The following is a 23,790-nucleotide window of genomic DNA, read 5'->3' as shown; positions in this document are numbered from 1 at the left end:
AGGAAGGGCCCCCTGTTAACGCCCTCGGTAGAGGAAGGGGCCCTTCTTAACACGCGCCGTCAGGCGTCCATCCCGCGCAGGACCAGCGGCACACGGGTCGCGCCACCGGTGACCACCCGGACCGGCACGCCCCAGTCCTGCCGCGTCAGGTGGCAGGCCGCGTGCTCCACGTCGGCGTCGCAGGTCGCCGCCTGGGCCGTCACCTGAAGCACCCCCTGCGCCACGTCGCCGCTGACCACCAGCCTGCGGGACAGGTCGGTGGTGGTGCCCGCGCCCTCGATTAGCAACTCCGGCGGGGACGCCGAGACCACCAGCCGGGTCGACGGCCCGTACGTCTCGTCGAGCTTCTGCCCCGGCGCCGGCGTGAAGATCACGTCCAGGGTCAGCTCCCCGGCCGCCACGTCGGTCGGTTTCCGTTCCAGCCGGTGCCGGGGGCCGTCCACCGTGTTCGCCCCGGCCGACGTCAGCGCGCCCGGCGCCAGCCGGGTCAGCCGGTGCGCGGCCGACTCGACCACCAGCACGTCGCCCTCACCGGTGAGCACCAGGTCGCTCGGCTCGGCCAGCCCGTCCGCCACGGTGCCCACCCGCCCGGTCTCCGGGTCGAAGCGGCGCACCGCACCGTTGTACGTGTCGGCGATCAGCACCGAGCCGTCGGGCAGCGCGCACACGCCCAGCGGGTGCTGGAGCAACGCCTGGTCGGCCGGGCCGTCCACGTGCCCGAAGTCGAACAGGCCCTGCCCGACGGCGGTGTGCATCACGCCGCCGGAGACCCACCGGATCGCGCTCGTCTCGCTGTCCGCGACCCAGAGCCGGCTGCCGTCGGCCGACACCGACAACCCGGACGGCTGGGCCATCCACACGTCCGGCAGCGGGCCGTCCCGCAGCGCCTCGACGGTGGTGCCGGCGTACATGCCGGCGGTCCGCTTGATCGGGTCGAACCACCAGAGCTGGTGGATGCCGGCCATCGCGACGACCACCCGGTCGTCGTACCAGGCCACGTCCCACGGGGACGACAGGTCGACAGCGCGGGCGTCGTGCGCGTGGTCGTCGACGGTCGAGCGCCACTGCCGCCCGCTGCCCGCCACCGTGACCACCTCGCCGGAGGACAGCCGTACGCCGCGCAGCAGGTGGTTGACAGTGTCCGCGACGACCACGTCGTAACCGGCCACCTCGGCCACGTGCGGCGGCAGCAGGCAGAGCCCCTGCGGCTCGGCGAACGTGGCGGCGGAGGGCGGGCCGTCGGTCCGGCCCCGGGCACCGGTGCCGATGCGGCGGACCACCGTCTCGCCGTCGGCGGCCAGCTCGACCAGGGAGTGCCGGGCCGAGTCGCTGACCAGTAGGTTCCCGCCTTCGAGAGGTACGGCCTTGCCGGGGAACCGCAGCACGGTGTCCGGCTCGGCGGGAGGCACGTACGGGCCCTCGCCCCGGTGCAGCGTGCCCTTCGCCTCGTGGGTGGCGATCAGCTCGTCGACCAGCCGGGCCAGCCCTTCGGCGTGCCCCTCGCCGGCCATGGTGGCGACCACGTACCCCTCGGGGTCGACCACGGCCAGGGTCGGCCACGCCTTGGCCGCGTACTGCTGCCACATGTCCATCTCGGCGTCGTCGAGCACCGGGTGGTGCACGCCGTACCGCTCGACGGCCGCGGCCAGCGCCGCCGGGTCCTTCTCGTGCTCGAACTTCGGCGAGTGGACCCCGATCACGACCAGGACGTCGCCGTACTTCTCTTCGAGCGGGCGCAGCTCGTCGAGCACGTGCAGGCAGTTGACGCAGCAGAACGTCCAGAAGTCGAGCAAAACGATCTTGCCGCGAAGATCGGCCAGCGTGACGGCCTTGCCGCCGGTGTTCAGCCAGGCCCGACCCCGCAGTTCCGGTGCCCGTACGCGTGCGCTCATGCCCTCCATCGTGCCGCACCGGCGCGGCGCGCTCCCGGCGATCCGGGGGTGAACAGACGCACACCGGAAACGGCGGAGCGCCCACCCCGGCGAGGGATGGGCGCTCCGCGTACGTGCGGTTACTGGCCGGCCGGCTTCAGGCAGAGCACCCGGGTGGTCCCGCCGCCCTCCACCGAGACCGATGGCTGCGCCTGGTCGGCGCACTTGTCCTTGTTGTCCACTTTCGACACCACGCTGAACGCGCCCGGCTCGCCGCAGTCGGCGGCCACGGCGCTCGTGCCGGACTGCTTCACGCAGGAGCCGACCGCCGGGTCGAAGCCCGCCGACTTGTCGTCGCCGACCTTGCCGAGCAGCGTCAGCAGACCCAGCGGCACGGCGAGGATGAGCACCGCCGCGATCAGTACGGCGGCGAGCACCCGGCCGTTGCGCACCTTCGGCGGGGGCGCCTCGGTCTGCGACTCGACGGCATCCGGCTTGAACGCGTCGAAGCGGCCCTGCTCCGGCTCGCCGCCGGGGCCGTCCTGCGCCCAGGCGGGCGGGGCCTGCTGGGGCGGGGGCGGGAAGGCGTTCATCCCGCCGGCTGGGCCCTGGCCGGGCACGGCTACCGAGGCACGGCCCCCGGCCGACGGCCCGAACCGGTCCGGCTCGCCGAACGGCTCCGGCCGCCCGGCCGGGCTGCCGAACGCATCCGGCCCGCCGAACGGCTCGGGCCGCGCGGCCGGGCTGCCGAACGGTGCCTGCTGCCCGCCCGGCCCGTCGAACGTCTCCGGCCGGCCGCCCGGGCCGCCGAACGCGTCCTGGCCGCCGGGAGCGCCGTACGAGTCCGGCCGGCCGCCCGGGCCGCCGAACGCGTCCTGGCCGCCGTACGGGCTCTGCGGACCGCCGAACGGGTCACGCACGTCGGGCTGCTCGCCGCCCGGGTGCACGCCGTTTGCGGGACGGGTGTTGCCGGGCGGGTCCACGAAGGACGGCACGCCGACCGGGAACGACGGCGGCGCGGCCGGCTCGGAGGGCGCTCCGGCGTACCCGTGCGGGCCGTCGGCGTCCTCGGACCTCGCCTGCCGGCCCGGCCCAGGGAAGCCGTTGCCGTGCGGCCCGTCCTGGCCGGGGTACCCGGTCTCGTCGGGCTCGTGGGCGTCCTCGGGCTCCGGGCGGGCGGGCCGGCCGTACACCCGGGGCTGCGGCGTCGGGGCGCTGGTCGGCAGCGGCTGGTCGGACGGCGGGGTGACCCGGCTGGCCACCGGGACCGACGCGCTCGCCGAGACCGGGCCGCCCTCCGGGGAGGTACGCGGCGTGGGAACGGCGGGCGACTGCGGCTCCTCCGGGCGGGACGCCCCCCAGGCGCCGTCGCCGCGCTCCGGCTCGTACCCCTGGGGTTCGGTGCCCGGCTGGTCGGCGGGCGGCGCGGCGGCCAGCGCGGCGCCCGGCACCCGCTGCTGCTGCGCCGGCAACGGCACCGCGTTGCCGGGGGAGATGCCCGGCGCGGGCGCTGGCTGATAGGCCGGAGCGGAGTCCTCGGACCGGCCCCACGCCTCGGCCGGCGACCACGGCTCGGGCGACGGTGCGGCCGGACGCTCGTCCTGGTTGCCGCCCCAGCCGGAGGGCGCGTCGGGAGACGGTGCGGGCACGCTCGCGCGGGCCTCGGCCGGCGCGGCGGCACCCCAGGCGGGCTGCGCCGGTTCGTCAGCCGGCCGCCCGCTCTCGTGCTGCTGCGGTACGGCGGCGCCACCCCAGGCACCGCCCTGCTCGCCGGAGTCACGCTGCTGCGGTGCGGCGGGGCCGTCGTTCCAGCCACCGGCCTGCCGGCTCTGGTTCGGCTCCCAGCCGCCCGGCTGCGCCTCGGCCGGGCTTGCGGCGCGACCGGCGGCCCAGCCGCCGGAACGGTCCGGGTCCTCGCTGCGGGCCGGCTCGTCCCAGCCGCCGGACCGGTTCTCGGCCTGCGGGGCGGGCCAGCCGCCGGACCGGTGTCCCTCGTCGTGTTGCGGCGCACCCGACTGCCGCCAGCCGCCGCTGTCCTCCGGCGAGCGGCCGTCCTGATCGGACTGCTCGGCAGCGGACCAGGCGTTGTCCGGCCGGGCGGCGCCGGGCACCGGGACCGCGGCGGCGGCCCGGGCGGGCGGCGACGGGTCGGCCGGCGGCCAGGTGGCGCCGGTCTGCTGACCCGGTGCCCAGGCCGGCTGGCTCTCCCGTGGGTTCCAGCCGCCCGAGCGGTTCGGGTCGTCGGACGCGGCGGGCTGCTCGTCGCGCGGGTTCCAGCCGCCGGAGCGGTTCGGGTCGTCCGGCGGCGGCGCGGCGGCCCAGCCACCGGCGCGGCCGGGAGCGTCGTCGTGCTGCCCGCCGGTGGGCGCGAAGCCGCCGGAGCGGTGCGGGTCGTCCGCCGGGCTGGGCGTGACCCAGGTCTCGTTCGGCACGGTGGCCGGGGCGGGCACGTAACCGGTGCCGCGTGCGGCCTGGTCACCTGCCGGCGACCAGCCCGGCTGATCGCCGGAGCCCCGGCCGGGACGGTTCTGCTCGGCGGTCCAGGGGGCCTGCGCCGGCTCGGCCGGGCTGCCCGGCGGCGTGGCGGCCCAGGCGGGCGGCGACGGGTCGGCGGCGCGGTCCGGTCCGGGCTGCTCCTGGTTGCCCCAGGCGGGGCCGCCGGAACCGGCCCAGGCGGGGTTGCCCTGGTCGTTGCCGCCCCAGGCGGGCTGCGGGACCTGGGCGGTCGCCCGCCCGGTCACCGGCTGGCCGGCGGGCGGGGCCCACGCGGGTGGCTGGTCGTCGTTCGCGGCCCAGGCAGGGGCCGGCTGCGCGGGCCGGCCGGCGGGCGGGGGCGGTGCCCAGCCGAGGTCGGGTGCGCCGTTGTACCCGTTGTCCTGCTGCGCCGGCTGATCGCCGTACGGCACCGGTCCGCCGGTGCCCGGCGACACCTCGCCCGGCTCGTGGCCGGGGCGGTGCGGAGCCTCGGACGTCATGGGTGCGCCTCCTCCATCACAGGTCGGCCGCCGATGCCGGTCGGGAGACCGTCGGCACGGCTGCCGGCGTCGCCGGCGGGTACCGGCCGTGCGGGCTCCCCGCACCGTATCCGGTGGTCGCCCGAGGCCGCTCGGGGGAGCATCAGCGGTCACCGAATGTCACCGGACGACGTCGATGGGTTTCGCTGTCTCTCGTGCGTCCGGAGTCAGCCGGTTGGCGACCGTGCCAACCGTACCGGGCGGTGGAGCGAGGTGGAATCCCGGTGCCGAGCGATACCGATACGCCGAAGACCCGCCCGGTGCCGGGCGGGTCTTCGGACTGGAGGAGGTGAGAAAGGTGTGTGGCGTCAGCTCAGGTGACGCTGGGCGATGGCGAGAAGCTCCTCGCGGACCGCGGGCGAGTTGGCGGACCGCAGCGCGTGCTCGATGGCGCGGGCGCGGCGGTTGGCGTCGCGGCGGGTGCGGATTCGCTCGATCATGCTCATCTCGGGTCTCTCCTCCTGGCTATTCGGTTGTCAGCCCCTTGATGTCTCTATTTAAGCGCACCGGGCCGCCGATCGCCATCGATTATTAGGTGAGCTGAACCACGTACCTAAGGATCGTAGGTCCACACGACTGCGGACCCTTTGATTCTGTTCCCTCAACGGCCGCGGCCGGTGTGCCGGGCGTTCACCCGTGGCACACCGGCCGTGACCGGAGCGGTGGTACGTCAGGTCCAGGCGAGCAGCGCCGCCTCCGGGTCGGCCAGGAAGTCCCCGATGTCGCGGAGGAACTTCGAGCCCAGCTCACCGTCGATGATCCGGTGATCGAAGGACAGCCCCAGCGTGGTCACCAGGCGCGGCTTGACCTTGCCCTTGTGCACCCACGGCTGCTCGCGTACCGCGCCGAAGGCGAGGATCGCCGACTCGCCCGGGGGCAGGATCGGCGTACCGGTGTCGACGCCGAAGACGCCGACGTTGGTGATGGTGAGCGTGCCGCCGGACATGTCCGACGGGGACGTCCGGCCCGACTTCGCGGTCCGCACCAGCTCCGTCATCGCGTCCGCCAGCTCGCGTAGCGAGAGTCGCCCGGCGTCCTTGATGTTCGGCACGATCAGACCGCGTTCGGTGGCCGCCGCGATGCCGAGGTTGACGTACTCCTTCACCACGATCTCGTCGCCGGCCCAGGTCGAGTTGACCATCGGGTGCCGCTTGACCGCCAGCAGCACCGCCTTGGCGACGAGCAGCAGCGGTGAGACGCGTACGTCCCGCCACTCGCGCCGGTCACGCAGCCGGTCCAGCGCCTTCATCGCCCGGGTCACGTCGACGGTCAGGAACTCCGTGACGTGCGGGGCGGTGAATGCCGAGCGGGCCATGTTCTCGGCGGTGAGCTTGCGTACCCCCTTGACCGGGATGCGCTGCTCGCGGTCCGCGCCGAAGCTCGCCGCCGACGCGGCCGGTGCCGCGACCGTCAGCGGCTCGGCCGCCGCCGGGGTCGCCGTCGCCGCCCGCTGTACGTCCTCGCGGGTGATCGAGCCGAGCGGACCCGAGCCGGTGAGCGTGGCCAGGTCGATGCCGAGATCCTTCGCCAGCTTGCGGACCGGCGGCTTGGCCAGCACCGGACCGGAGACCCGGCCGTTGCCGTTCACCGCCGGCGTCACCGGCGCGGGAGCGACAGGCGCGGGTGCCGCCGGGGCGGCGGCCTGAGCCGGTGCGGCCGGCTGCGCCGGCACGTCGCCCCTGCGCGGACGGCGCTTGGCCGGGGCGTTGCGCGGGCCGTAGCCGACCAGCACGGCGGTACGCCCACCCGGGGCCACACCACCGATCAGGCCCGGCTCGACCATGCCCTCGGCGGGCGCGACCTGCACCGCCGCCAGCGACGCGGCCGACGGGGTGGGCAGCTCCGACGTGGGGACGGCGGTGGTCGACTCCTCGATCGGCCCGGCGCCCGGGTCGGTGTCGATCGCGATGATCGGCACGCCGACCTCGACGGTCGACCCCTCCGGGTGGAAGATCGCCTGCACCCGGCCGGCCCACTTCGCCGGGATCTCGACCGCCGCCTTGGCGGTCTCCACCTCGACGATCGGCTGGTTCAGCTCGATGTCGTCGCCGACCTTGACGAGCCAGGCGAGGATCTCGCCCTCGGTCAGGCCCTCGCCGAGGTCGGGAAGGTTGAACTCCTTGATCCGGGACATGCCGCTCACCAGCCGAAGGTGCGGTCGACGGCGTCGAGCACCCGGTCCAGGTCGGGCAGGTACTCCTCCTCCACCCGGGCGGCCGGGTAGGGGGTGTCGAAGCCGGTCACCCGCAGCACCGGGGACTCCAGGGAGTAGAAGCACTCCTCGGTGATCCGGGCCGCGATCTCCGACCCGAGACCCAGGTTGCCCGGGGCCTCGTGCACCACCACGCAGCGGCCGGTGCGCCGCACCGACTCGTACACGGCGGTCAGGTCCAGCGGCGAGATCGTGCGCAGGTCGATGACCTCCAGCTCGCGGCCGTCCTCGGCGGCGGCGGTGGCCGCGTCCAGCGCGGTGCGGACCATCGGGCCGTACGCCAGCACCGTCGCGTCGGTGCCGGCCCGCACGACCCGGGCCGAGTGCAGCGGGTACGCGTCGGCGACCGGCGCGTCCAGGTCCACCGGACCCTTCTCCCAGTAGCGCCGCTTCGGCTCCAGGAACACGATCGGGTCGTCCGACGCGATGGCCTGCTGGATCATCACGTACGCGTCCTGCGGGTTCGCGCAGCTCACCACCTTGAGACCGGCGGTGTGCGCGAAGTACGCCTCGGGCGACTCGGAGTGGTGCTCGACAGCGCCGATGCCGCCGCCGAACGGGATGCGGATGACCATCGGGATCCGCACCTTGCCCTGCGAGCGGTAGTGCATCTTCGCCACCTGCGACACGATCTGGTCGTACGCGGGGTAGACGAAGCCGTCGAACTGGATCTCGCAGACCGGCCGGAAACCACGGATGGCCAGGCCGACGGCGGTGCCGATGATGCCGGACTCCGCCAGCGGGGTGTCGATCACGCGCTGGTCGCCGAAGTCCTTCTGGAGGCCGTCGGTGATCCGGAACACGCCGCCGAGCTTGCCGACGTCCTCGCCCATGATGACGACCTTGGGGTCGTTCTCCAGGGCCCGCCGCAGGCCGGTGTTGAGTGCCTTGCCGAGGGTGAGCGTCTCCGTGGCCATCAGTGCGCGCTCCCCTCGAAGGACTCCATGTACTGCGTGAACCGGGCCCGCTGCTCGTCCAGCTCGGGAGAGCCGTTGGGGTAGACGTGGTCGAACATGGTCACCGGCTGCGGGTCGGGCATGGCGAGCACGCGCTCGCGCAGGTGCACCGACTCGGTGCGGGCCTGCTCGTCGACCTCGGTGAAGAACGACTCGTCGGCGATCTTCTGCTTGGTGAGGAACGCCTTCATCCGGGCGATCGGGTCCTTGGCCTGCCACGCCTCGACCTCGCTGGCGATGCGGTAGCGGGTCGGGTCGTCCGAGGTGGTGTGCGCGCCCATCCGGTAGGTGTACGCCTCGATCAGGCTCGGGCCCTGGCCGTTGCGCGCGTTGTCCAGCGCGTGCCGGGTCACCGCGTACGACGCGAGCACGTCGTTGCCGTCCACCCGGACGCCGGGGAAGCCGAAACCGCCGGCCCGCCGGTACAGCGGCACGCGGGTCTGCCGCTCCAGCGGCTCGGAGATGGCGTACTGGTTGTTCTGGCAGAAGAACACCAGCGGGGCGTTGAAGACGCTGGCCCAGACGAACGACTCGTTGACGTCGCCCTGGCTGGTGGCGCCGTCGCCGAAGTAGGCGATGACCGCCTCGCCGTCCTCGCCGCCGGTCTTGCCGTCCATGGCGACGCCCATGGCGTACCCGGTCGCGTGCAGGGTCTGCGCCCCGATGACGATCGTGTACATGTTGAACTTGAACTCGTTCGGGTCCCAGCCGCCCTGGTCGACGCCACGGAACAGGCCCAGCGGCATGATCGGGTCGATGCCGCGGCAGTAGAGCACGCCGTGCTCGCGGTAGGTCGGGAAGGCCATGTCCTGCGTACGCAGCGCCCGGCCGGAGCCGACCTGCGCGGCCTCCTGGCCCAGCAGGCTGGCCCACAGGCCCAGCTCGCCCTGGCGCTGCAGGGCGGTGGCCTCGGCGTCCAGCTTGCGGACCAGCACGAGGTCGCGGTAGAGCCCGCGGTACTCCTCGTCGGTGAAGTCGACGCGATACTCGGTCCCGTCCGGGCCGAGCGCGGTCTCGATCCGCTCACCCTCGGGGGTCAGCAGCTGTACGAGTTCCGGTTCACCGGTCGCGGCGGCGCGTCTGGTGCGGGGTGCGGCCCGCTTGCTGCGGGTGGCGGCCCCGGGGTCGCCCTTTGCCATCCGTCTCTCCCTGTCTGTCTGCGCCGGCGCCGGGGGTGACCCGAGCCGAGCACCTCGTGCGCCGCCCGGCTGGTGCCGGGTCGGTCCCTGGCGACCGCGCCTCACCCCGGTAGGGGTTGCCGCGCGGCGTGAGCCGGAGTCAGTCGGGGACGGACCCTGGCCCGGGAGCGCCGGCATCGTTCCGCACCAGCCGCGGGGTACGCGGAGGTGCCGGCTGCGTTGCCGTCATGCCTGAATGATTGCAGAGGAGGTGAGCGGGCCCACAGTATGGCCTCCCTCGCAGGTGAGGTTCGGTCGGGTTGACGACGGATAAGCGGGTTTGTCCGCAGTGGCGGGAGGGCCCGACGTACAAAATGTGTGTCGACACGCGGTTGCGGCTGGTGAACTGAGCGTCACTGGGTCAAGCTGACGTCGAGCCCTAGCGCGGCATTTGTCCTAATATCCGCGCGCGCTCTCCCGTCCTGTCCGCACGTGAGGAGTGTGCCGGTGTCCGAACCAGAGGGTCCGCCCGGTACGCCCCTCCTCGGCCGGCACCGGGCGCTGCCCGCCTCGCCGTACCGCCGGATCGTGGGCGCGCACCGCGCCTCCGGAACCGGCGGTCCCAGCCGCGGCTACCTGCTCACCGTGGCCCTGCTCGCCGGCACCGCGTCGATGCCGATCCTCGCCGCGATCAGCACCGGCTCGGCCACCGTCGGCAACAGCGCGCTCCCCGACACGAGCACCCCGTTCCTGCCGACCCCCTCCGTCGGACCGGTGGTCATCCCGATGCCGCACGGCACCCAGGCCCCCGTGCCGTCCACACCCACGCCCGCCGTCGACGTGACCTCGGTGCCCCCGGCGCGACCGTTCATCCCGGTACTCCCGGCGGCGCCGGCCCTGCCCGACGACAGCGACCTCGGCTCCCGGCGCCGGTCCCGCCCGGTCGCCGTACCGCCGCCGCCGTCCACGCCGGTCCGTCCCACGCCGGTACGCCCGCCGCGCCCGTCTCCGGTGCCCTCACCGTCGCCGTCGCACCCGGGTACGCCCGAGCCCAGCCGGACCCCGAGCCCCAGCCCGAGCCCCGAGCCGTCCGTCACGACAGTCGAGCCGACCTCCGAGCCCTCGGACACCGCCGAGCCGACGTCCGAGCCGCCCTCGGACCCCACCACCGAGCCCACCGCCACGTCGTCGTCGGGTTCCACCGCCGAGCCGACAACACCAGCCGATACGCCGACGCCCACAGCGACCGCCTAGGGGCGTGGCCACGCGACGACGGGGCGCCTCGGGTCAGGCCGGGTCGTCGGTGAGGCGGTGACGGTTCGCCTCGATCCACGCGTTCAGCGCCTCCGGGTCGTCCGGGTCCACCCCGTCCGCCATCAGCTGGGCCACCGCCGCGGTGGCCGGACTGCGCCGCTCGCCGGTGCTGTAGAGCCGGGCGAACTCCGGGACCATCTCGGTGATCGCCTCGTCCGTCCGGGCGGCGGCCGGCTGCGACAGCCCGCGTTGCCGGGCCGCGTACGCCGCCCAGGCGCGCAGCACCCGGGGAAGCATCGCCGCGTCGTCCATGTCCAGCACGGCGCGGCGGTGCACCCAGTCGAGCAGGAACAGCTCGGCCACCATCGGGCTCCACCGCATCGGGTCGGCATCAGGGAAGCTGGCCGCGTGGTCGAGCAGCAGGCCGAGGCAGAAATGCAGCGAGGCCAGCTCGCCGTCGGCCACCTCGGGCAGGCCGAACCGGGCCGCCTCCGGCGAGTCGAGGAAAACCCGGACCAGGCGGGTGCGTTCCTCGTCGGTGGGCGGCGGCACGACCGCCGGACCGGGCGGCGGCGTCGGCCCCGGCAGCGCGGCCAGCCGGGCGCCCACCAGCGCCCGGTCGGTGGCGAGCGAGCCCTGCGCGGGCAGCTCGGCGAGGTCGTCGGTGACCGCCAGGTGACGGCTCACCTCGGCGTGCATCCGGGCCGGGTCCTCGGTGCGGAACCAGGTGAACTCGTCCTCGGTGCAGATCTCCCGGGCCTGCTCGACGATCCGTCCGGCCGGACCGCCGACGAAGACGTCCTTGGTGATGCCGATGTTGTGGTCGACGAGGGCCACCAGGGCGTGCTCCGGGCCGCCTTCCTCCTCGTCGTCGTACGCGAAGGTGGCGAGGTAGGAGGTCTGGTCGCCGTACACGTCGCCGTAGGCCCAGGCGCCCGTCACGCGCACCCGGCCGAGCTGGCCGGCCCACGACGGGGCGTACGCGCCGGGCCGGACCCGGGCGGCGCCCTCGGCGTCGGGCACCAGGGCGGCGAAGACGGCCCGCAGGGTGGTCGCGGCGGCGCTGCGGCGCCGGGACGTGGCGGCGAGGAAGCCGCTGACGAACTCGCGGACGGCCTGCTCCCGGTCGTGCTCCGCGACGGCGTAGACGCTGCCCAGCAACGCGGCGCCGAGCATTTCCGCGTCCAGGGCCGAGTCGAGCCTCGTCACGTCGCGCGCGGCGTGCAGCACCGCGTCGTAGGGGGTCTGTGGCGTGGCCATGCGTCGACCCTACGCCGCACGCGCCGCCCTCACACCGGTCAGCACGCCGGGCTCAGCGCCGTCCCGCCTCGCGCAGCGCGTCCCGCGCCGTGCCGTAGCGCGCCAGCACCGCCCAGACCGGGTCCAGCACGTACTTCTCGCTGACGCTGCCCACCGACGTGAGCAGGCGTTCCTCGGCCCGCGACCGGGCCCGCCGGGCCGCCCACCGGACCACCGGCCGGGTCACCGCCGCGATCAGCAGCCCGGCCAGCAGGCCGCCGAGCAGCAGGACGGTCGGCCACGGCACCACGCCGAGCGTCGGGTGCTCCAGCGGCGGCAGGCCGAGCAGGCGCACCGCGTACCCGAGGAGCAGCCAGACCAGGCCGGCCAGCGCGGCGAGGGTGACCACCCACTGGAGCGCGCCCACCACCCGCCACCAGGCCGGTCGCCGCTCCATGCCCAGGTCGGTCGCCGCGACCGCGTGGTCGAGCGCGCCCGGCAGGTCGGCCTGCCGGGCCCGGGCCGCGGCGGTCACCGCGGTGGGCCACGGCACCGGCAGGCCGGCCCCGGACCGCTCGGCCACCGCGCGGATCGCCAGCGTGACGGCGGAGCGCTGCGCGGCCGTCGGATCGGGTACGGAGGTGGCCGCGACCAGGCTCTCCGCCGGCGCGTCCGGATCCCGGCCGGACAGGTGCAGCCGGCGCAGCGGATCCGGCCGCAGCTTGCGCCAGCTCCGCAGCAGCGGCCAGCCGGTGTTGCCCACCGCCCGGTGCCGGTACGCGCCCTCCACCGCCGCCGCCACCGTCGGCACCCCGGCCGCCCCGGCGAGTGCCCGGGTCAGCTCCTGTGCCGAGGCGTCACCGGGCCGGGTGCGCGGCGGCTCCGGCCCCACGAGCGGTTCGAGATCGGCCACCACGGCGTCCACGTCGCCGGAGAGCCGGCGCAGCGCGGCCTGCCGCTCGGCGACCGTGCGCTCCAGCTCGGCCCGCAGCCCGTCCAGCCCGTTCGGGTCCACCGCGACTGTGGGCAGCAGCGGCACCCCGTCCAGCCCGTCGGCGTCGAGCAGCCGGCGCAGGTCGTCGAGGACCTTGGGCAGCTCGGTCGGGTGCAGCCGGTCGGCCTGGTTGAGCACCACGACCGTGACGTCCCGGTGCCTGTGGAACTCGCGCAGGTAGCTGGTGTGGATCACGCGGTCGGCGTACTTCTGCGGGTCGACCACCCAGACCACCAGGTCGACCAGGCCGAGCAGGCGGTCGACCTCCAGCCGGTGGCCGTGCTGCACCGAGTCGAAGTCGGGCAGGTCGAGCAGCACCAGGCCGTGCAGGTTCGACTCGTCGTCGCCGTCGAGCGGGCTCTCCCGGACGAACCGGTGCCGGGGCAGCACCCCCACCCAGTCGAGCAGCCGGACCGCGCCGTCCAGCGGGCCCCACACGCAGGCGTGCGCGACACCGGTGGTGGGCCGGCGCACGCCGACCGGGGAGAGGTCGAGCCGGGCCAGCGAGTTGAACAGGCTCGACTTGCCGCTGCCGGTCGCGCCGGCGAGCGCGACCACCGTGTGCCGGCCGGAGAGCGCGAGGCGGTCACCGGCGCGCTCGACCACCGTGTGGGCGGGGACGAGCTGGGCGTCGGGCACGTGGCCGTCCACCGCGCCGAGGAACCGCTGGATCGCGGTCAGCCGTTCGATCAGGACGTCCGGGTCGACCCGCTGCTCACCCCGCATCGCCTCGCGTATCCGTCCCACGATGTTGCTCACGGTGCCGTCCTTGCCTGCGCTCACGGGCGGCCGTCCTGCTCGGGGGTCGGGAACAGACCGCTGCGGTGCCGGGCCCGCTCGACCTCGACGGCGGCCCAGCGCAGCGCCGCGCCGGCGTTCGCGGCCGGGCGTTCGGCCTCGGTGCGGGTCAGGTAGCGCGCGGCCTCCTCGGCCAGCAGCTTGCCGACCCGGTCGAGCAGGTCGACGCGGGCCGTGCGGGCCAGGTTGCGGACCGCCTGGTCGCCGAAGATCGCCTGGAGCACCGTCTGCCCGGCCACCGCGGTGCCGGTGCCGGCGGCGACCTCCAGCCCGGTGGGGATGAACGCGGTGGAGGCGAACACGCCGATCATGACGGCGAGGCCGGTGGCGTTCACCGCGTACGCGGCCGTGCGGGCCACGAACCGCCGGTCGCCGCCCTCGACCCGGACCAGCTCCAGCACGCCGCGCTGCCAGTCGCGGACGAGCTGCTCGGCCCGCTCGGGCAGGTCGGCCGAGGGGTGGGCCAGGTCCGGTTCCAGCAGCGCCGCGCCCGCCGGGTGCGCCTTCCAGCTGGTGTACGCGTTCTCCGCCGCCTCGGCGGTCACCCCGCGCAGCAGCGTGACGAGCTGGGACTCGATCGCGGTACGCAGTTCCGCGGCGGGTGCGGGCCGTCCGGTGACCGCGGCGACCACCCGGTCGCGCAGCCGCCCGATGCGGGCCTCCAGCCCACGGAAGAACTCGCCGGTGCCGACGAACTCCTGCCAGCGGGCCAGCACTTCGCCGCGCAGCAACCGGCCGTCCTTGAGCCCCTGGTCGACGCTCCGCTCCGCGCCGCGGTACGCGGCCCGCACCCGCTCGTCCAGCGCGTCGGCGGCGGTGACCTGCTCGTCGGCGGCCTCGGCCAGCACCTCCACCACCGGGTGCAGCGCGGCGAGCGCGCCGTCGAGCGTCTGCCGGACCACCGCGGCGCGGGCCTCGGCGTCGGCGGCCAGCCGGGTGAACCAGTCGCTCAGCGGTGCGGTGATCCGGTCCGGCAGCAGCCCCTGCCCGTCCACCCAGGTCTCCGGCAGCACGAACAGCGGCGCGGCGCCCAGTTCCTGCTCGGCGAGCATCTCGGACAGGTGGGTGGCGATCTCGTCGGCCGCCTCCGGGGGTACCCGGTCCAGCACCATCGCCACCGCGGTGCCCCGGGCGCTGGCGCTGCGCAGCAGTTCCCAGGGGACGGCGTCGGCGTAGCGGGCGGCGGTGGTGACGAACAGCCAGAGGTCGGCGGCGGCGAGGAGCTGGCCGGCGAGCGCCCGGTTGGCGTCGACCACCGAGTCGATGTCGGGTGCGTCGAGGAAGGCCAGGCCGGGCGGCAGCGCCGGGGCGGTGACCAGGTGCAGGGTGCCCGGCTGGTCGCTCGGTTCGGTGGTCCGGGTCAGGCCGGGCAGCAGCTCGCCCTGCCGGAACCAGGAGGCGTCGGCCGGGCTGCACACGAGCACCGGGGAGCGGGTGGTCGGGCGGAGCACACCGGCCGCACTGACCCGCGCCTTCACCAGGCTGTTGACGAGCGTCGACTTGCCGGCACCGGTGGAGCCGCCGACGACCACCAGGAGCGGGGCGTCGAGGCGGGCCAGCCGGGGCAGCAGGTAGTCGTCGAGCTGGTCGGTGACGCTCGCCGCGGCGTGCCGGGCCGGCTCGGCCGAGGGCAGGGCGAGCGGGAAGCGGGCCGCGCCGATCGCGGCCCGCAGGCCGGTGAGCGCGGCGGGCAGGCCGTCGGCGGCGTGAGCAGGCTGGTCGTCGCCGGTGGTGGCTCCGGTGCGGGCTGCGACGGCGGGCGCGCCGGCACGGGTGGCGGAATCGCCATGCGTCGTCACCGCTAAAGCGTGCCCGACCGACGCAAGGTAAGACAACCGGACGGTAGTAACGGTCGGGTTGCGCCGGGTCGGCTCAACCTCGACTTGCGGATTGGCGAACGCGTGGCACTATTGAGTCAAGTTCACTCAACTTGTGGTGCGGTCGCTTCCGGGCGGCCCGCCGGGCAGGCCGTCTGACCTGCTCACCCGTTACGAAGCGAGGAAGCGAACATGGCACGTGCGGTCGGCATCGACCTCGGCACGACGAACTCCTGCGTCAGCGTTCTCGAGGGCGGTGAGCCCACCGTCATCGCCAACGCCGAGGGCTCGCGTACGACTCCCTCGATCGTCGCGTTCGCCCGCAACGGCGAGGTGCTCGTCGGTGAGGTCGCCAAGCGCCAGGCGGTGACCAACCCCGACCGGACCATCCGGTCGGTCAAGCGTGAGATCGGCACCAACTGGACCGTCGACATCGACGGCAAGAAGTACACCCCGCAGGAGATCTCGGCGCGCACGCTGATGAAGCTCAAGCGGGACGCCGAGGCGTACCTGGGCGAGCAGATCACCGACGCGGTGATCACCGTCCCGGCCTACTTCAACGACGGGCAGCGCCAGGCCACCAAGGAGGCCGGTGAGATCGCCGGCTTCAACGTGCTGCGGATCGTGAACGAGCCGACCGCGGCGGCCCTGGCGTACGGCCTGGACAAGGGCTCCAAGGAGCAGACCGTCCTGGTCTTCGACCTCGGTGGCGGCACCTTCGACGTGTCGCTGCTGGAGCTGGCCGAGGGCGTGGTGGAGGTCAAGTCCACAAGCGGTGACAACCAGCTCGGTGGTGACGACTGGGACCAGCGCATCATCGACCACCTGGTGAAGACGTTCCGCGGCGAGCACGGCATCGACCTCTCGCAGGACAAGATGGCGATGCAGCGGCTCAAGGAGGCGGCCGAGAAGGCCAAGATCGAGCTGTCCGCCGCCACCACCAGCAACATCAACCTGCCGTACATCACCGCCGGCTCGGCCGGTCCGCTGCACCTCGACGTGACGCTCAGCCGCGCCGAGTTCCAGCGCATGACGCAGGACCTGCTGGACCGCTGCAAGGGCCCGTTCGAGCAGGCCGTGAAGGACGCCGGGATCAAGATCTCCGACGTCGACCACGTCATCCTGGTCGGCGGCTCGACCCGTATGCCGGCCGTGACCGACCTGGTCAAGCAGCTCACCGGCCGCGACCCGAACAAGGGCGTCAACCCGGACGAGGTCGTCGCCGTCGGCGCGGCCCTCCAGGCCGGTGTGCTCAAGGGCGAGGTCAAGGACGTCCTGCTGCTCGACGTGACCCCGCTGAGCCTGGGCATCGAGACCAAGGGCGGCATCTTCACCAAGCTCATCGAGCGCAACACCACCATCCCGACCAAGCGCTCCGAGGTGTTCACCACCGCCGACGACAACCAGCCGTCGGTGCTGATCCAGGTGTTCCAGGGCGAGCGGGACATCGCCGCCTACAACAAGAAGCTCGGCACCTTCGAGCTGACCGGTCTCCCGCCGGCCCCGCGCGGCGTGCCGCAGATCGAGGTCACGTTCGACATCGACGCCAACGGCATCGTGAACGTGCACGCGAAGGACCTGGGCACCGGCAAGGAGCAGAAGATGACGATCACCGGCGGCTCCTCGCTGCCGAAGGACGACATCGAGCGGATGCGCCGGGACGCCGAGGAGCACGCCGACGAGGACAAGCGTCGCCGTGAGGAGGCCGAGACCCGCAACGTGGCCGAGGCGCTCCAGTGGCAGACCGAGAAGTTCCTCGCCGAGAGCGGCGACAAGCTGCCCGGCGAGAACCGCGACCAGCTCAACGAGGCGCTCGGCGAGCTGCGCAGCGCCCTCGGCGGACAGGACATCGAGAAGATCAAGTCCGCGCACGAGAAGCTGGCGCAGGTTTCCCAGCAGGCGGGCTCGCTGCTCTACGCCCAGCAGCAGGAGGGCGAGCAGACCGCCCCGGGTGCGGCCGGGCCGGGCGCGGGTGCCGGCGCGGGTGCGGCCGGTGGCCCGAAGGCCGGTGGCGCCGACGACGTGGTCGACGCGGAGATCGTGGACGAGGACAAGAAGTGACATCCGGTCCCGGACACGATTCGCACGGCAGAGGGATGAGGTAACCGCATGACGGACAAGCCACGAGCGGCCGACCCGGGTGCCACCGGGTCGGCGCCGGGCGCCGGCAAGGACACCGGCGACGAACCCCGGGTCGTCATCCGCGACAAGCGCAAGCTCGGCAAGGCGACCGAGCAGTCGGCGAACGACGCCTCGGCGGCCGACGCGGCCGCCGACGCGCCCGCCGAAGGGCTGGTCGAGGAGGCCGAGGTCGTGGTCGACGAGATCGGCGGCGAGGCCGAGGTCAGCGGTCCGGCAGTGGTCGACTCGCCCGCCGAGCCGAACGGCGGGACCGGCACGGACGCGCCACTCGGCGCCGAGCTGGAGTCGCTGCGCACCGACCTGGAGGAGCGCACCCGCGACCTCCAGCGGGTGACGGCGGAGTACGCCAACTACCGCAAGCGGGTCGACCGGGACCGCAACCTGGTGCAGGAGCAGGCCACCGGGGCGGTGCTGACCGCGCTGCTGCCGATCCTCGACGACCTGGACCGGGCCCGCGAGCACGGCGACCTGGTGGGCCCGTTCGGCAGCGTGGCCGAGCAGCTCACCGGTGCGCTCGCCAAGTTCGGCCTGACCGCGTTCGGCGAGAAGGGTGACCCGTTCGACCCGACCCGGCACGAGGCGGTGGCGCACCAGACCTCCGCCGACGTGACCGAGCCGACCTGCGTACAGGTCATGCGCCGGGGTTACCAGCTCGGCGAGCGGCTGCTGCGGCCCGCCATGGTCGCGGTCGCGGACCCGGAGTAGTGCCGACCCGTGACGTCCCGCCCGCCCGCACCGGGCGGGCGGGACGACCGGGATTCGACCCGTGGAAGGGGGTGGACCGGTGAGTTCCAAGGACTGGATCGAGAAGGACTACTACGCCGCGTTGGGCGTGGACAAGTCCGCCTCCTCGGACGAGATCAAGAAGGCGTACCGCAAGTTGGCCCGGGAGTCGCACCCGGACCACAACCCCGGCGACAGCGGGGCCGAGGAGCGGTTCAAGACCGTCTCCGAGGCGTACGCGGTGCTCGGTGACGAGAAGAAGCGCCGCGAGTACGACGAGATGCGCTCGCTGTTCGGCTCCGGCGCGTTCCGGCGCAGCGCCCGCGGCGGGGGCCAGCCGGGCGGCATGCCGTTCGACGTCTCCGACCTGTTCGGCGGCGGCGCCGGCGGCGGCGACAGCCGGTTCAGCGGCGGCGGTTTCACCGACCTGTTCAGCACGATCTTCTCCGGTGGCGGCGGGGGCGGTGGCCCGGCGCGTCCGCGCGGCCCGGCCCGTGGCCGCGACGTCGAGGCCGAGGTGGCGCTCGACTTCACCGACGCGGTGAACGGCGTCACGCTGCCGCTGACGCTGCGCGCCCCCGGGGTCTGCGAAACCTGCCACGGCAACGGCGCCAAGCCCGGCACCCAGCCGGTGGCCTGCCCGGTCTGCCACGGCGCCGGGGTGACCACCCGCAACCAGGGGTCGTTCAGCTTCTCCGAGCCGTGCCGCAACTGCCAGGGCGTCGGCACGATCGTCGAGGAGAAGTGCCCGGAGTGCCACGGCACCGGCGGGGTCACCAAGACCCGCACGCTGACCGTGCGCTTCCCCGCCGGGGTGGCCGACGGGCAGCGGATCCGGCTGGCCGGCCGGGGCGAGCCCGGCGAGCGGGGCGGTCCGGCCGGTGACCTGTTCGTGCAGGTGAAGGTCCGTCCGGACGAGCTGTTCGGGCGTACCGGGGATGACCTGACCCTGAACGTCCCGATCACGTACGCCGAGGCGGTTCTCGGCACGGACCTGCGCGTACCGACCCTGGACGGGACGGTGACCCTGCGGGTGCCACCGGGTACGCCCAGCGGGCGGGTGCTGCGCGCCCGCGGCAAGGGCGTCGTACGCAAGGACGGCCGCGCCGGTGACCTGCTGGTCACGCTCGACGTGGTGGTCCCGGCGAAGGTCTCGGACGAGGCGCGGGCGGCGCTGGAGACCTTCGCGGCGCAGACCCCGCCCGCCGCGCGGGAACATCTCGAGGCGCGGGTACGTCGATTCAGTTGACGGCGGCAGCGGAGGTGAGCGGGCATGTCGGAGGAGTACGTCGGCTCGGGTGACCCGGCCTACGAGGCCAAGGTCTTGATGATCTCGGTAGCCGCGCGGATGGCGGGGATGCACCCCCAGACGCTGCGCCAGTACGACCGGCTGGGCTTGGTGCAGGCCGGCCGGGCGTCCGGCGGCGGTCGCCGGTACAGCGTCCGGGACGTGGTGCTGCTCCGCGAGGTGCAGCGGCTCAGCCAGGACGACGGGATCAACCTGGCCGGGGTCAAGCGGATCATCGGGTTGGAGCGGCTGCTCGAAGAGGCGCAGCAGCGGGTGGCCCGGCTGGAGGCGGAGCTGGACGCCGCGTACCGGCGGATCGCCGAGCTGGAGTCGCTCGGCGGCTTCCCCCGCGGTGACCTCGTGCCCACAAACCGCACGTCCACAGCGCTCGTCGTCTGGCGTCCACGCCGCGCTCCCGACCGCTGACCTCCTCGTACCGGAAGGCCGGCGCGCCCCGCTCCCCCGGGGCCGCGCCGGCCTTCGTCGTGCGCGGGCCGGTCGGCGGAAACCGGGGTGCGGCAGGGTGGGGTCCACTACGCTTTCCGCAGGGGTAAAAGCCTCAAAGCGGACTCCGGACTGGCGGGGGGAGTCATGACGGAACCGGCGAAGAAGGTGGCCGAGCGCGCGGAAGAACGGCTGGAGAAGGTGGCCGAGAACGTCCGCGAGCGGTTCGACCGGGTCACCGAGGGACGCTTCAGCGACAAGGTCAAGGAAGGGCGCTTCGCCGACCAGACGGACCACGGCGTGGACCGGGCGCGGGACGACGAGCGGCGCCGTAAGCAGGGCGGATCGACCTGACGATCCGCCGACGTGCGGGCCGGGATCCACGGGGGATCCCGGCCCGTTCGTATCCGGGGGATCGCGGCCCGTTCGTATCCGGCGGCGAGGGTCAGAGGCGGCGGTTCTCGCGGACCAGGCCGCCCTCGCACCAGTCCCGGTAGACGAAGAGATCCGGTCGGGCCAGCAGCACCCGGCTGTTGTGCGCCCAGTTGCGCATCAGGTCGTCGCCGGACTTCTCGGCCTGCTCGACCAGCTTGCGGAACCGGCGCTTCGGGTGGGCGCGGAAGTTCGTCCGGATGCCGTCGGCGGCATAGATGTAGAGGCAGTGCAGGGCGAACCGCCGGGCCGGGCAGCTCTGGTCCATCGCCAGGTCGAACAGCGTCTGCACCAGGTGGTCACCGGCGACCAGCAGGTCCCAGTCCGGCGGCATCGAGGTCAGCGGCACCGAGTCCGGTTGATAAGCCCACGCCCGCAGTTCGGTGGGCGAGGGATCGACGGGGTTGGCGAAGCCGCGGAACGTACCTTCCTGCACGCTCACCGGCCGACCTTCCGCTTGCGCTGGCGGGGGGCGCAGGCCACCCGCGGACCCTGGCTGCTGGGCCGAAACGTTAACGCGGTTGGACGGAGCAGTGGTAGACCTTCCCGGGATCAATTTGACAACGCCGGGCCGGATCTGCCCTGCGGCTGATCCGGCCCGGCACCGGGGTCAGTCGCCGGAGCCCAGGGGTAGCGGCGCGGGTGGCCGTACGGCTGCGGCGCGGGTGCGCAGCCACTGCTTGAACCACCGGGTGTCGGGCAGCCGGGCGAGCAGCGGCCCGGTCACCACCGTGATCAACACGTACGCGGTGGCGAGTGCGGCGAGCTTCGGCTCCACCGGGTAGACGGCCGCGACGGCCAGTCCGGCGATGACGATCGAGAACTCGCCGCGCGGGGTCAGCGCCAGCCCGGCCCGCCAGCGTCCGGGCTCGGCGATCCCGACCCGGCGGGCGGCCAGGTAGCCGGTGGCCACCTTCGTCGCCATGGTCACCACTGCGAGCAGCAGCGCGGGCAGCAGCACCGGAGGCATGTCCAGCGGGTTGGTGACCAGCCCGAAGAACACGAAGAAGACCGCGGCGAACAGATCGCGCAGCGGGGAGAGCAGTTCGGTGGCGTGGTGCGCCACCGGCCCGGACAGTGCGATGCCCACCAGGAACGCGCCGACCGCCGCCGACACCTGGAGCTTGGCCGCGACGCCGGCGACGAGCAGGGTCAGGCCGAGCACCCCGAGCAGCAGCGCCTCCGGATCCTTCGCGGAGAGCGCGGCGGAGATCAGGTGGCCGTACCGGATCGCCACGGCCAGCACCACGACGACGGTGAACACCGCGATGGCGAGCGCGATGCCGCCCTTCATCAGGCCGACCCCGGCGAGCAGCGCGGTGACCAGCGGCAGATAGAGGGCCATCGCCAGGTCCTCGATCACCAGGACGGAGAGGATCACCGGGGTCTCCCGGTTACCGACCCGGCCCAGGTCGCCGAGCACCTTGGCGATCACGCCGGACGACGACACCCAGGTCACGCCCGCCAGCACCACGGCCGCCACCCAGCCCCAGCCGAGCAGGAGCGCGAAGGCGAAACCGGGCAGCGCGTTGAACACCGCGTCGATCACCCCGGCCGGCGCGGCCGAGCGGAGGTTGCCCACCAGCTCGTTGGCGCTGTACTCCAGACCGAGCATGACCAGCAGCAGGATCACGCCGATCTCCGCGCCGACGGCGAAGAACTCCTCGCTGGCGTTGAGCGGCAGCAGGCCGCCGTGCCCGAACGCCAGGCCGGCGAGCAGGTACAGCGGGATGGGCGAGACGCCGACGCGGCGGCTCAGGCGGCCGAGCAGGCCGAGCAGGAGCAGCAGCGCGCCGACTTCGATGAGCAGGATTGTGGTTTCGTGCATACGCGTCAGCCGTCCGGATCGGTCTCGGCGAGGATCGCGGTCACGCCGTCGAGGCCCTGACGGGTACCGACCACGACGATCACGTCGCCGGCTTCGAACCGGAAGGTGGGTTCGGGCGAGACGTTCACGGCGCCCTGACGCAGCACGGCCACGATGGACGCGCTGGTCCGGGTGCGTGCCTTGGTGTCCGCGAGCCGCCTGCCGACGTACTTCGAGCCCGCCGGGATGGCGACCTGTTCGGTCAGCAGCCCGGCGGCCTGCTCGCGCAGCCCGGAGAGCTGACCCAGCATCAGCGACGCGCCGAGGATGTCGGCGAGCGCCTCCGCCTCGTCGTCGGTCAGCGGTATGTCATGTTGGCAGGAGTCGGGATCGTCCGGGTCGTAGAGGACCAGGTCGCGACGGCCATTGCGATGGGAGACCACGCCGAGCCGGCGGCCGGACTCCGTCATCAGATCATGACGTACGCCGATCCCGGGCAGGGCGGTCTGTTCGACACGTACTCGCACGCCGGTGAGGCTACCGCTGCGGCGCACGCGCCGATCCCGGGGCCGAACTAAAGATCGGTCGATACGGCTCGTCTAGACCCGCTCGGCCACGAACACGCCGACGCCCTCGAGTGTTTCGGTGAGGCCGGTCGCGCGGAGGATCATCATCGCCTTGCCGACGACCGTGTCCGAAACGCCGTACTCCTTGCACAGCTGGGCGCGGCTCGGCAGCTTGGTGCCGGGTGGCCACTCTCCCGAATCGATCTTGCTCTTCAGCTCGTCTGCGAGCACTTGGTACTGCTGCTTGGGCATACACACTCCCCGGATGGCACGCCCATTCGACCACGCACCCACCTCCAACCTCAAGCAATTGTGGGTCGGTCGTTGACCTACAACTGGTACCGATTGTAGGTTGCTGAGGAACGCTCCCGGATGGCACCTGGAGCTTTCCAGGGTCGGGGCGGGCATCCCCGTGGCTCGTCCCGACCCCCGGTCCTCGGCGAGAAGGGACAGTGTCGTGCGTAATCTCCTGCGAATACGTTCGCGGCGGCGGAACGTCGGTCCGCCCAACTCCGCGCCGGTCGGCGCCTACCGCTCCACGTCGTACCTTCCGCTCCGGCCCTGGCAGGTGCGGGGCCACAGCTTCACGACATGCCGTCGGGGGTTGGACCCCGCCGAGGTCGCCGCGTTCCTCGACCGCGTCGCGGGGGACCTTGCCGCCGCGTACGCCGAAATCGCCCGGAGCCGGGAGGAGACGGCCCGGATCAAGGGTGCGTTGCGCGAGTGGCAGTCCCGTCAGGCTCCGTCGATGCGCGACCTGGCCGGGCGGCAGTGACCGGGCGGTACGTGATCCATCTGCCGGTGCGCGCGGCGGACCTGGCCCGGGCGAAGATGCTCGGTCGCACGGCCGGCCGGTCGTTGGCCTTCCTCGCGGTGGTGGAGCTGGGCGGGATCACCGTGTCGACGGAGGACGACCAGTCCGTACGCCATTGGGTGTTCTGTGACCGCAAGCTCGACGGTGGCCGGCGTTGCGTGCTGCGCGCCGACCACGAGACTCCCTGCCTCGCGCGCCTCCCGCGTCGCTGATCCGTCAAAGGTAAAGGGTGACTCAGGTCACAGGGGTGGAGTTGAGCGGAATAGACTCAACTCTGGTTGTGTCATGTCCAGTGGACACG

At 73.5% G+C, this 23,790-nt stretch carries 21 protein-coding genes; 8 read left to right on the top strand and 13 right to left on the bottom strand.

The window, feature by feature from the left end; genetic code table 11:
* Nucleotides 1–59: 59 nt before the first annotated feature.
* The 6 genes from ACGFIA_RS24675 to pdhA form a co-directional block, all read right to left on the bottom strand.
* Complete coding sequence (locus ACGFIA_RS24675; RefSeq protein WP_357385239.1) at nucleotides 60–1,892, bottom strand: NHL domain-containing thioredoxin family protein; 1,833 nt, start codon at nucleotides 1,890–1,892, stop codon at nucleotides 60–62.
* Between the two features lie 119 nt (nucleotides 1,893–2,011).
* A complete protein-coding gene (locus ACGFIA_RS24670; RefSeq protein ID WP_393262320.1) occupies nucleotides 2,012–4,846 on the bottom strand; it encodes a hypothetical protein in 2,835 nt (944 codons plus the stop codon).
* Nucleotides 4,847–5,193: 347 nt separating this feature from the next.
* Nucleotides 5,194–5,331, bottom strand: a complete 138-nt coding sequence (locus ACGFIA_RS24665) for a hypothetical protein (protein ID WP_176730560.1) — start codon at nucleotides 5,329–5,331, stop codon at nucleotides 5,194–5,196.
* A gap of 224 nt (nucleotides 5,332–5,555) precedes the next feature.
* Nucleotides 5,556–7,019, bottom strand: a complete 1,464-nt coding sequence (locus ACGFIA_RS24660) for a dihydrolipoamide acetyltransferase family protein (RefSeq protein WP_357385332.1) — start codon at nucleotides 7,017–7,019, stop codon at nucleotides 5,556–5,558.
* Between the two features lie 5 nt (nucleotides 7,020–7,024).
* A complete protein-coding gene (locus ACGFIA_RS24655) occupies nucleotides 7,025–8,014 on the bottom strand; it encodes an alpha-ketoacid dehydrogenase subunit beta (RefSeq protein ID WP_357385235.1) in 990 nt (329 codons plus the stop codon).
* Nucleotides 8,014–9,192: a pyruvate dehydrogenase (acetyl-transferring) E1 component subunit alpha gene (gene pdhA, locus ACGFIA_RS24650; RefSeq protein ID WP_357385233.1), complete on the bottom strand. Its 1,179-nt coding sequence runs from the start codon at nucleotides 9,190–9,192 to the stop codon at nucleotides 8,014–8,016. The genes ACGFIA_RS24655 and pdhA overlap by 1 nt, the downstream gene beginning before the upstream one ends.
* Before the next feature lie 486 nt (nucleotides 9,193–9,678).
* Between pdhA and ACGFIA_RS24645 the strand changes: the two genes are divergently transcribed.
* Entirely contained in the window at nucleotides 9,679–10,425 is a 747-nt protein-coding gene (locus ACGFIA_RS24645) for a hypothetical protein (protein ID WP_357385231.1), read from the top strand.
* Between the two features lie 33 nt (nucleotides 10,426–10,458).
* Here ACGFIA_RS24645 and ACGFIA_RS24640 read toward each other — a convergent pair whose 3' ends face one another.
* Genes ACGFIA_RS24640 through ACGFIA_RS24630 form a run of 3 tightly spaced genes read right to left on the bottom strand, consistent with a single transcriptional unit; the run spans nucleotide 10,459 to nucleotide 15,255 of the window.
* Nucleotides 10,459–11,685, bottom strand: coding sequence for a hypothetical protein (locus tag ACGFIA_RS24640; RefSeq protein ID WP_357385229.1), 1,227 nt, complete (start codon nucleotides 11,683–11,685; stop codon nucleotides 10,459–10,461).
* Between the two features lie 52 nt (nucleotides 11,686–11,737).
* Complete coding sequence (locus ACGFIA_RS24635) at nucleotides 11,738–13,441, bottom strand: GTPase (RefSeq protein WP_393262315.1); 1,704 nt, start codon at nucleotides 13,439–13,441, stop codon at nucleotides 11,738–11,740.
* Nucleotides 13,438–15,255, bottom strand: a complete 1,818-nt coding sequence (locus tag ACGFIA_RS24630; protein ID WP_357385225.1) for an ABC transporter — start codon at nucleotides 15,253–15,255, stop codon at nucleotides 13,438–13,440. Before ACGFIA_RS24630 ends, ACGFIA_RS24635 begins: the two co-directional genes overlap by 4 nt.
* 210 nt (nucleotides 15,256–15,465) lie before the next feature.
* Here ACGFIA_RS24630 and dnaK point away from each other — a divergent pair, with 210 nt between their 5' ends.
* The 5 genes from dnaK to ACGFIA_RS24605 all read left to right on the top strand — a co-directional run bounded on the left by dnaK (nucleotide 15,466) and on the right by ACGFIA_RS24605 (nucleotide 20,224).
* Nucleotides 15,466–17,334 carry a molecular chaperone DnaK gene (gene dnaK, locus ACGFIA_RS24625; protein WP_357385223.1) on the top strand — a complete coding sequence of 623 codons (1,869 nt, stop codon included), beginning with the start codon at nucleotides 15,466–15,468 and terminating at the stop codon, nucleotides 17,332–17,334.
* Nucleotides 17,335–17,382: 48 nt separating this feature from the next.
* A complete protein-coding gene (gene grpE / locus ACGFIA_RS24620) occupies nucleotides 17,383–18,120 on the top strand; it encodes a nucleotide exchange factor GrpE (protein WP_357385221.1) in 738 nt (245 codons plus the stop codon).
* Nucleotides 18,121–18,199: 79 nt separating this feature from the next.
* The gene (dnaJ, locus tag ACGFIA_RS24615; protein ID WP_357385219.1) at nucleotides 18,200–19,387 is read left to right on the top strand and encodes a molecular chaperone DnaJ; all 1,188 of its coding nucleotides are present in this window, start codon (nucleotides 18,200–18,202) and stop codon (nucleotides 19,385–19,387) included.
* A gap of 24 nt (nucleotides 19,388–19,411) precedes the next feature.
* On the top strand, nucleotides 19,412–19,852 hold the full coding sequence (locus tag ACGFIA_RS24610) for a heat shock protein transcriptional repressor HspR (protein WP_120572381.1): 441 nt from the start codon (nucleotides 19,412–19,414) through the stop codon (nucleotides 19,850–19,852).
* 165 nt (nucleotides 19,853–20,017) lie between these two features.
* A complete protein-coding gene (locus ACGFIA_RS24605; protein ID WP_018785523.1) occupies nucleotides 20,018–20,224 on the top strand; it encodes a hypothetical protein in 207 nt (68 codons plus the stop codon).
* A 91-nt stretch (nucleotides 20,225–20,315) separates the two neighbouring features.
* Here the strand turns inward: ACGFIA_RS24605 and ACGFIA_RS24600 are convergent, their stop codons facing one another.
* The 4 genes from ACGFIA_RS24600 to ACGFIA_RS24585 all read right to left on the bottom strand — a co-directional run bounded on the left by ACGFIA_RS24600 (nucleotide 20,316) and on the right by ACGFIA_RS24585 (nucleotide 22,927).
* On the bottom strand, nucleotides 20,316–20,744 hold the full coding sequence (locus ACGFIA_RS24600; protein WP_357385216.1) for a hypothetical protein: 429 nt from the start codon (nucleotides 20,742–20,744) through the stop codon (nucleotides 20,316–20,318).
* Nucleotides 20,745–20,912: 168 nt separating this feature from the next.
* Nucleotides 20,913–22,130 (bottom strand): cation:proton antiporter, encoded by a 1,218-nt coding sequence (locus ACGFIA_RS24595; RefSeq protein ID WP_357385214.1) that lies wholly within the window; start codon nucleotides 22,128–22,130, stop codon nucleotides 20,913–20,915.
* Between the two features lie 5 nt (nucleotides 22,131–22,135).
* Complete coding sequence (locus tag ACGFIA_RS24590; RefSeq protein ID WP_357385212.1) at nucleotides 22,136–22,636, bottom strand: cation:proton antiporter regulatory subunit; 501 nt, start codon at nucleotides 22,634–22,636, stop codon at nucleotides 22,136–22,138.
* Nucleotides 22,637–22,708: 72 nt separating this feature from the next.
* The gene (locus tag ACGFIA_RS24585; RefSeq protein WP_357385210.1) at nucleotides 22,709–22,927 is read right to left on the bottom strand and encodes a winged helix-turn-helix domain-containing protein; all 219 of its coding nucleotides are present in this window, start codon (nucleotides 22,925–22,927) and stop codon (nucleotides 22,709–22,711) included.
* A 205-nt stretch (nucleotides 22,928–23,132) separates the two neighbouring features.
* Between ACGFIA_RS24585 and ACGFIA_RS24580 the strand changes: the two genes are divergently transcribed.
* A complete protein-coding gene (locus ACGFIA_RS24580; protein WP_393262309.1) occupies nucleotides 23,133–23,450 on the top strand; it encodes a DivIVA domain-containing protein in 318 nt (105 codons plus the stop codon).
* Nucleotides 23,447–23,701 carry a hypothetical protein gene (locus ACGFIA_RS24575; RefSeq protein WP_030500546.1) on the top strand — a complete coding sequence of 85 codons (255 nt, stop codon included), beginning with the start codon at nucleotides 23,447–23,449 and terminating at the stop codon, nucleotides 23,699–23,701. Before ACGFIA_RS24580 ends, ACGFIA_RS24575 begins: the two co-directional genes overlap by 4 nt.
* Nucleotides 23,702–23,790 lie beyond the last annotated feature (89 nt).

The organism is Micromonospora sp. NPDC049203 (assembly GCF_043197215.1).
Classification (GTDB): Bacteria; Actinomycetota; Actinomycetes; order Mycobacteriales; family Micromonosporaceae; genus Micromonospora.
The sequence above is the reverse complement of the archived record's forward strand: the minus strand, read 5'-3'. Positions and strand labels throughout refer to the sequence as shown.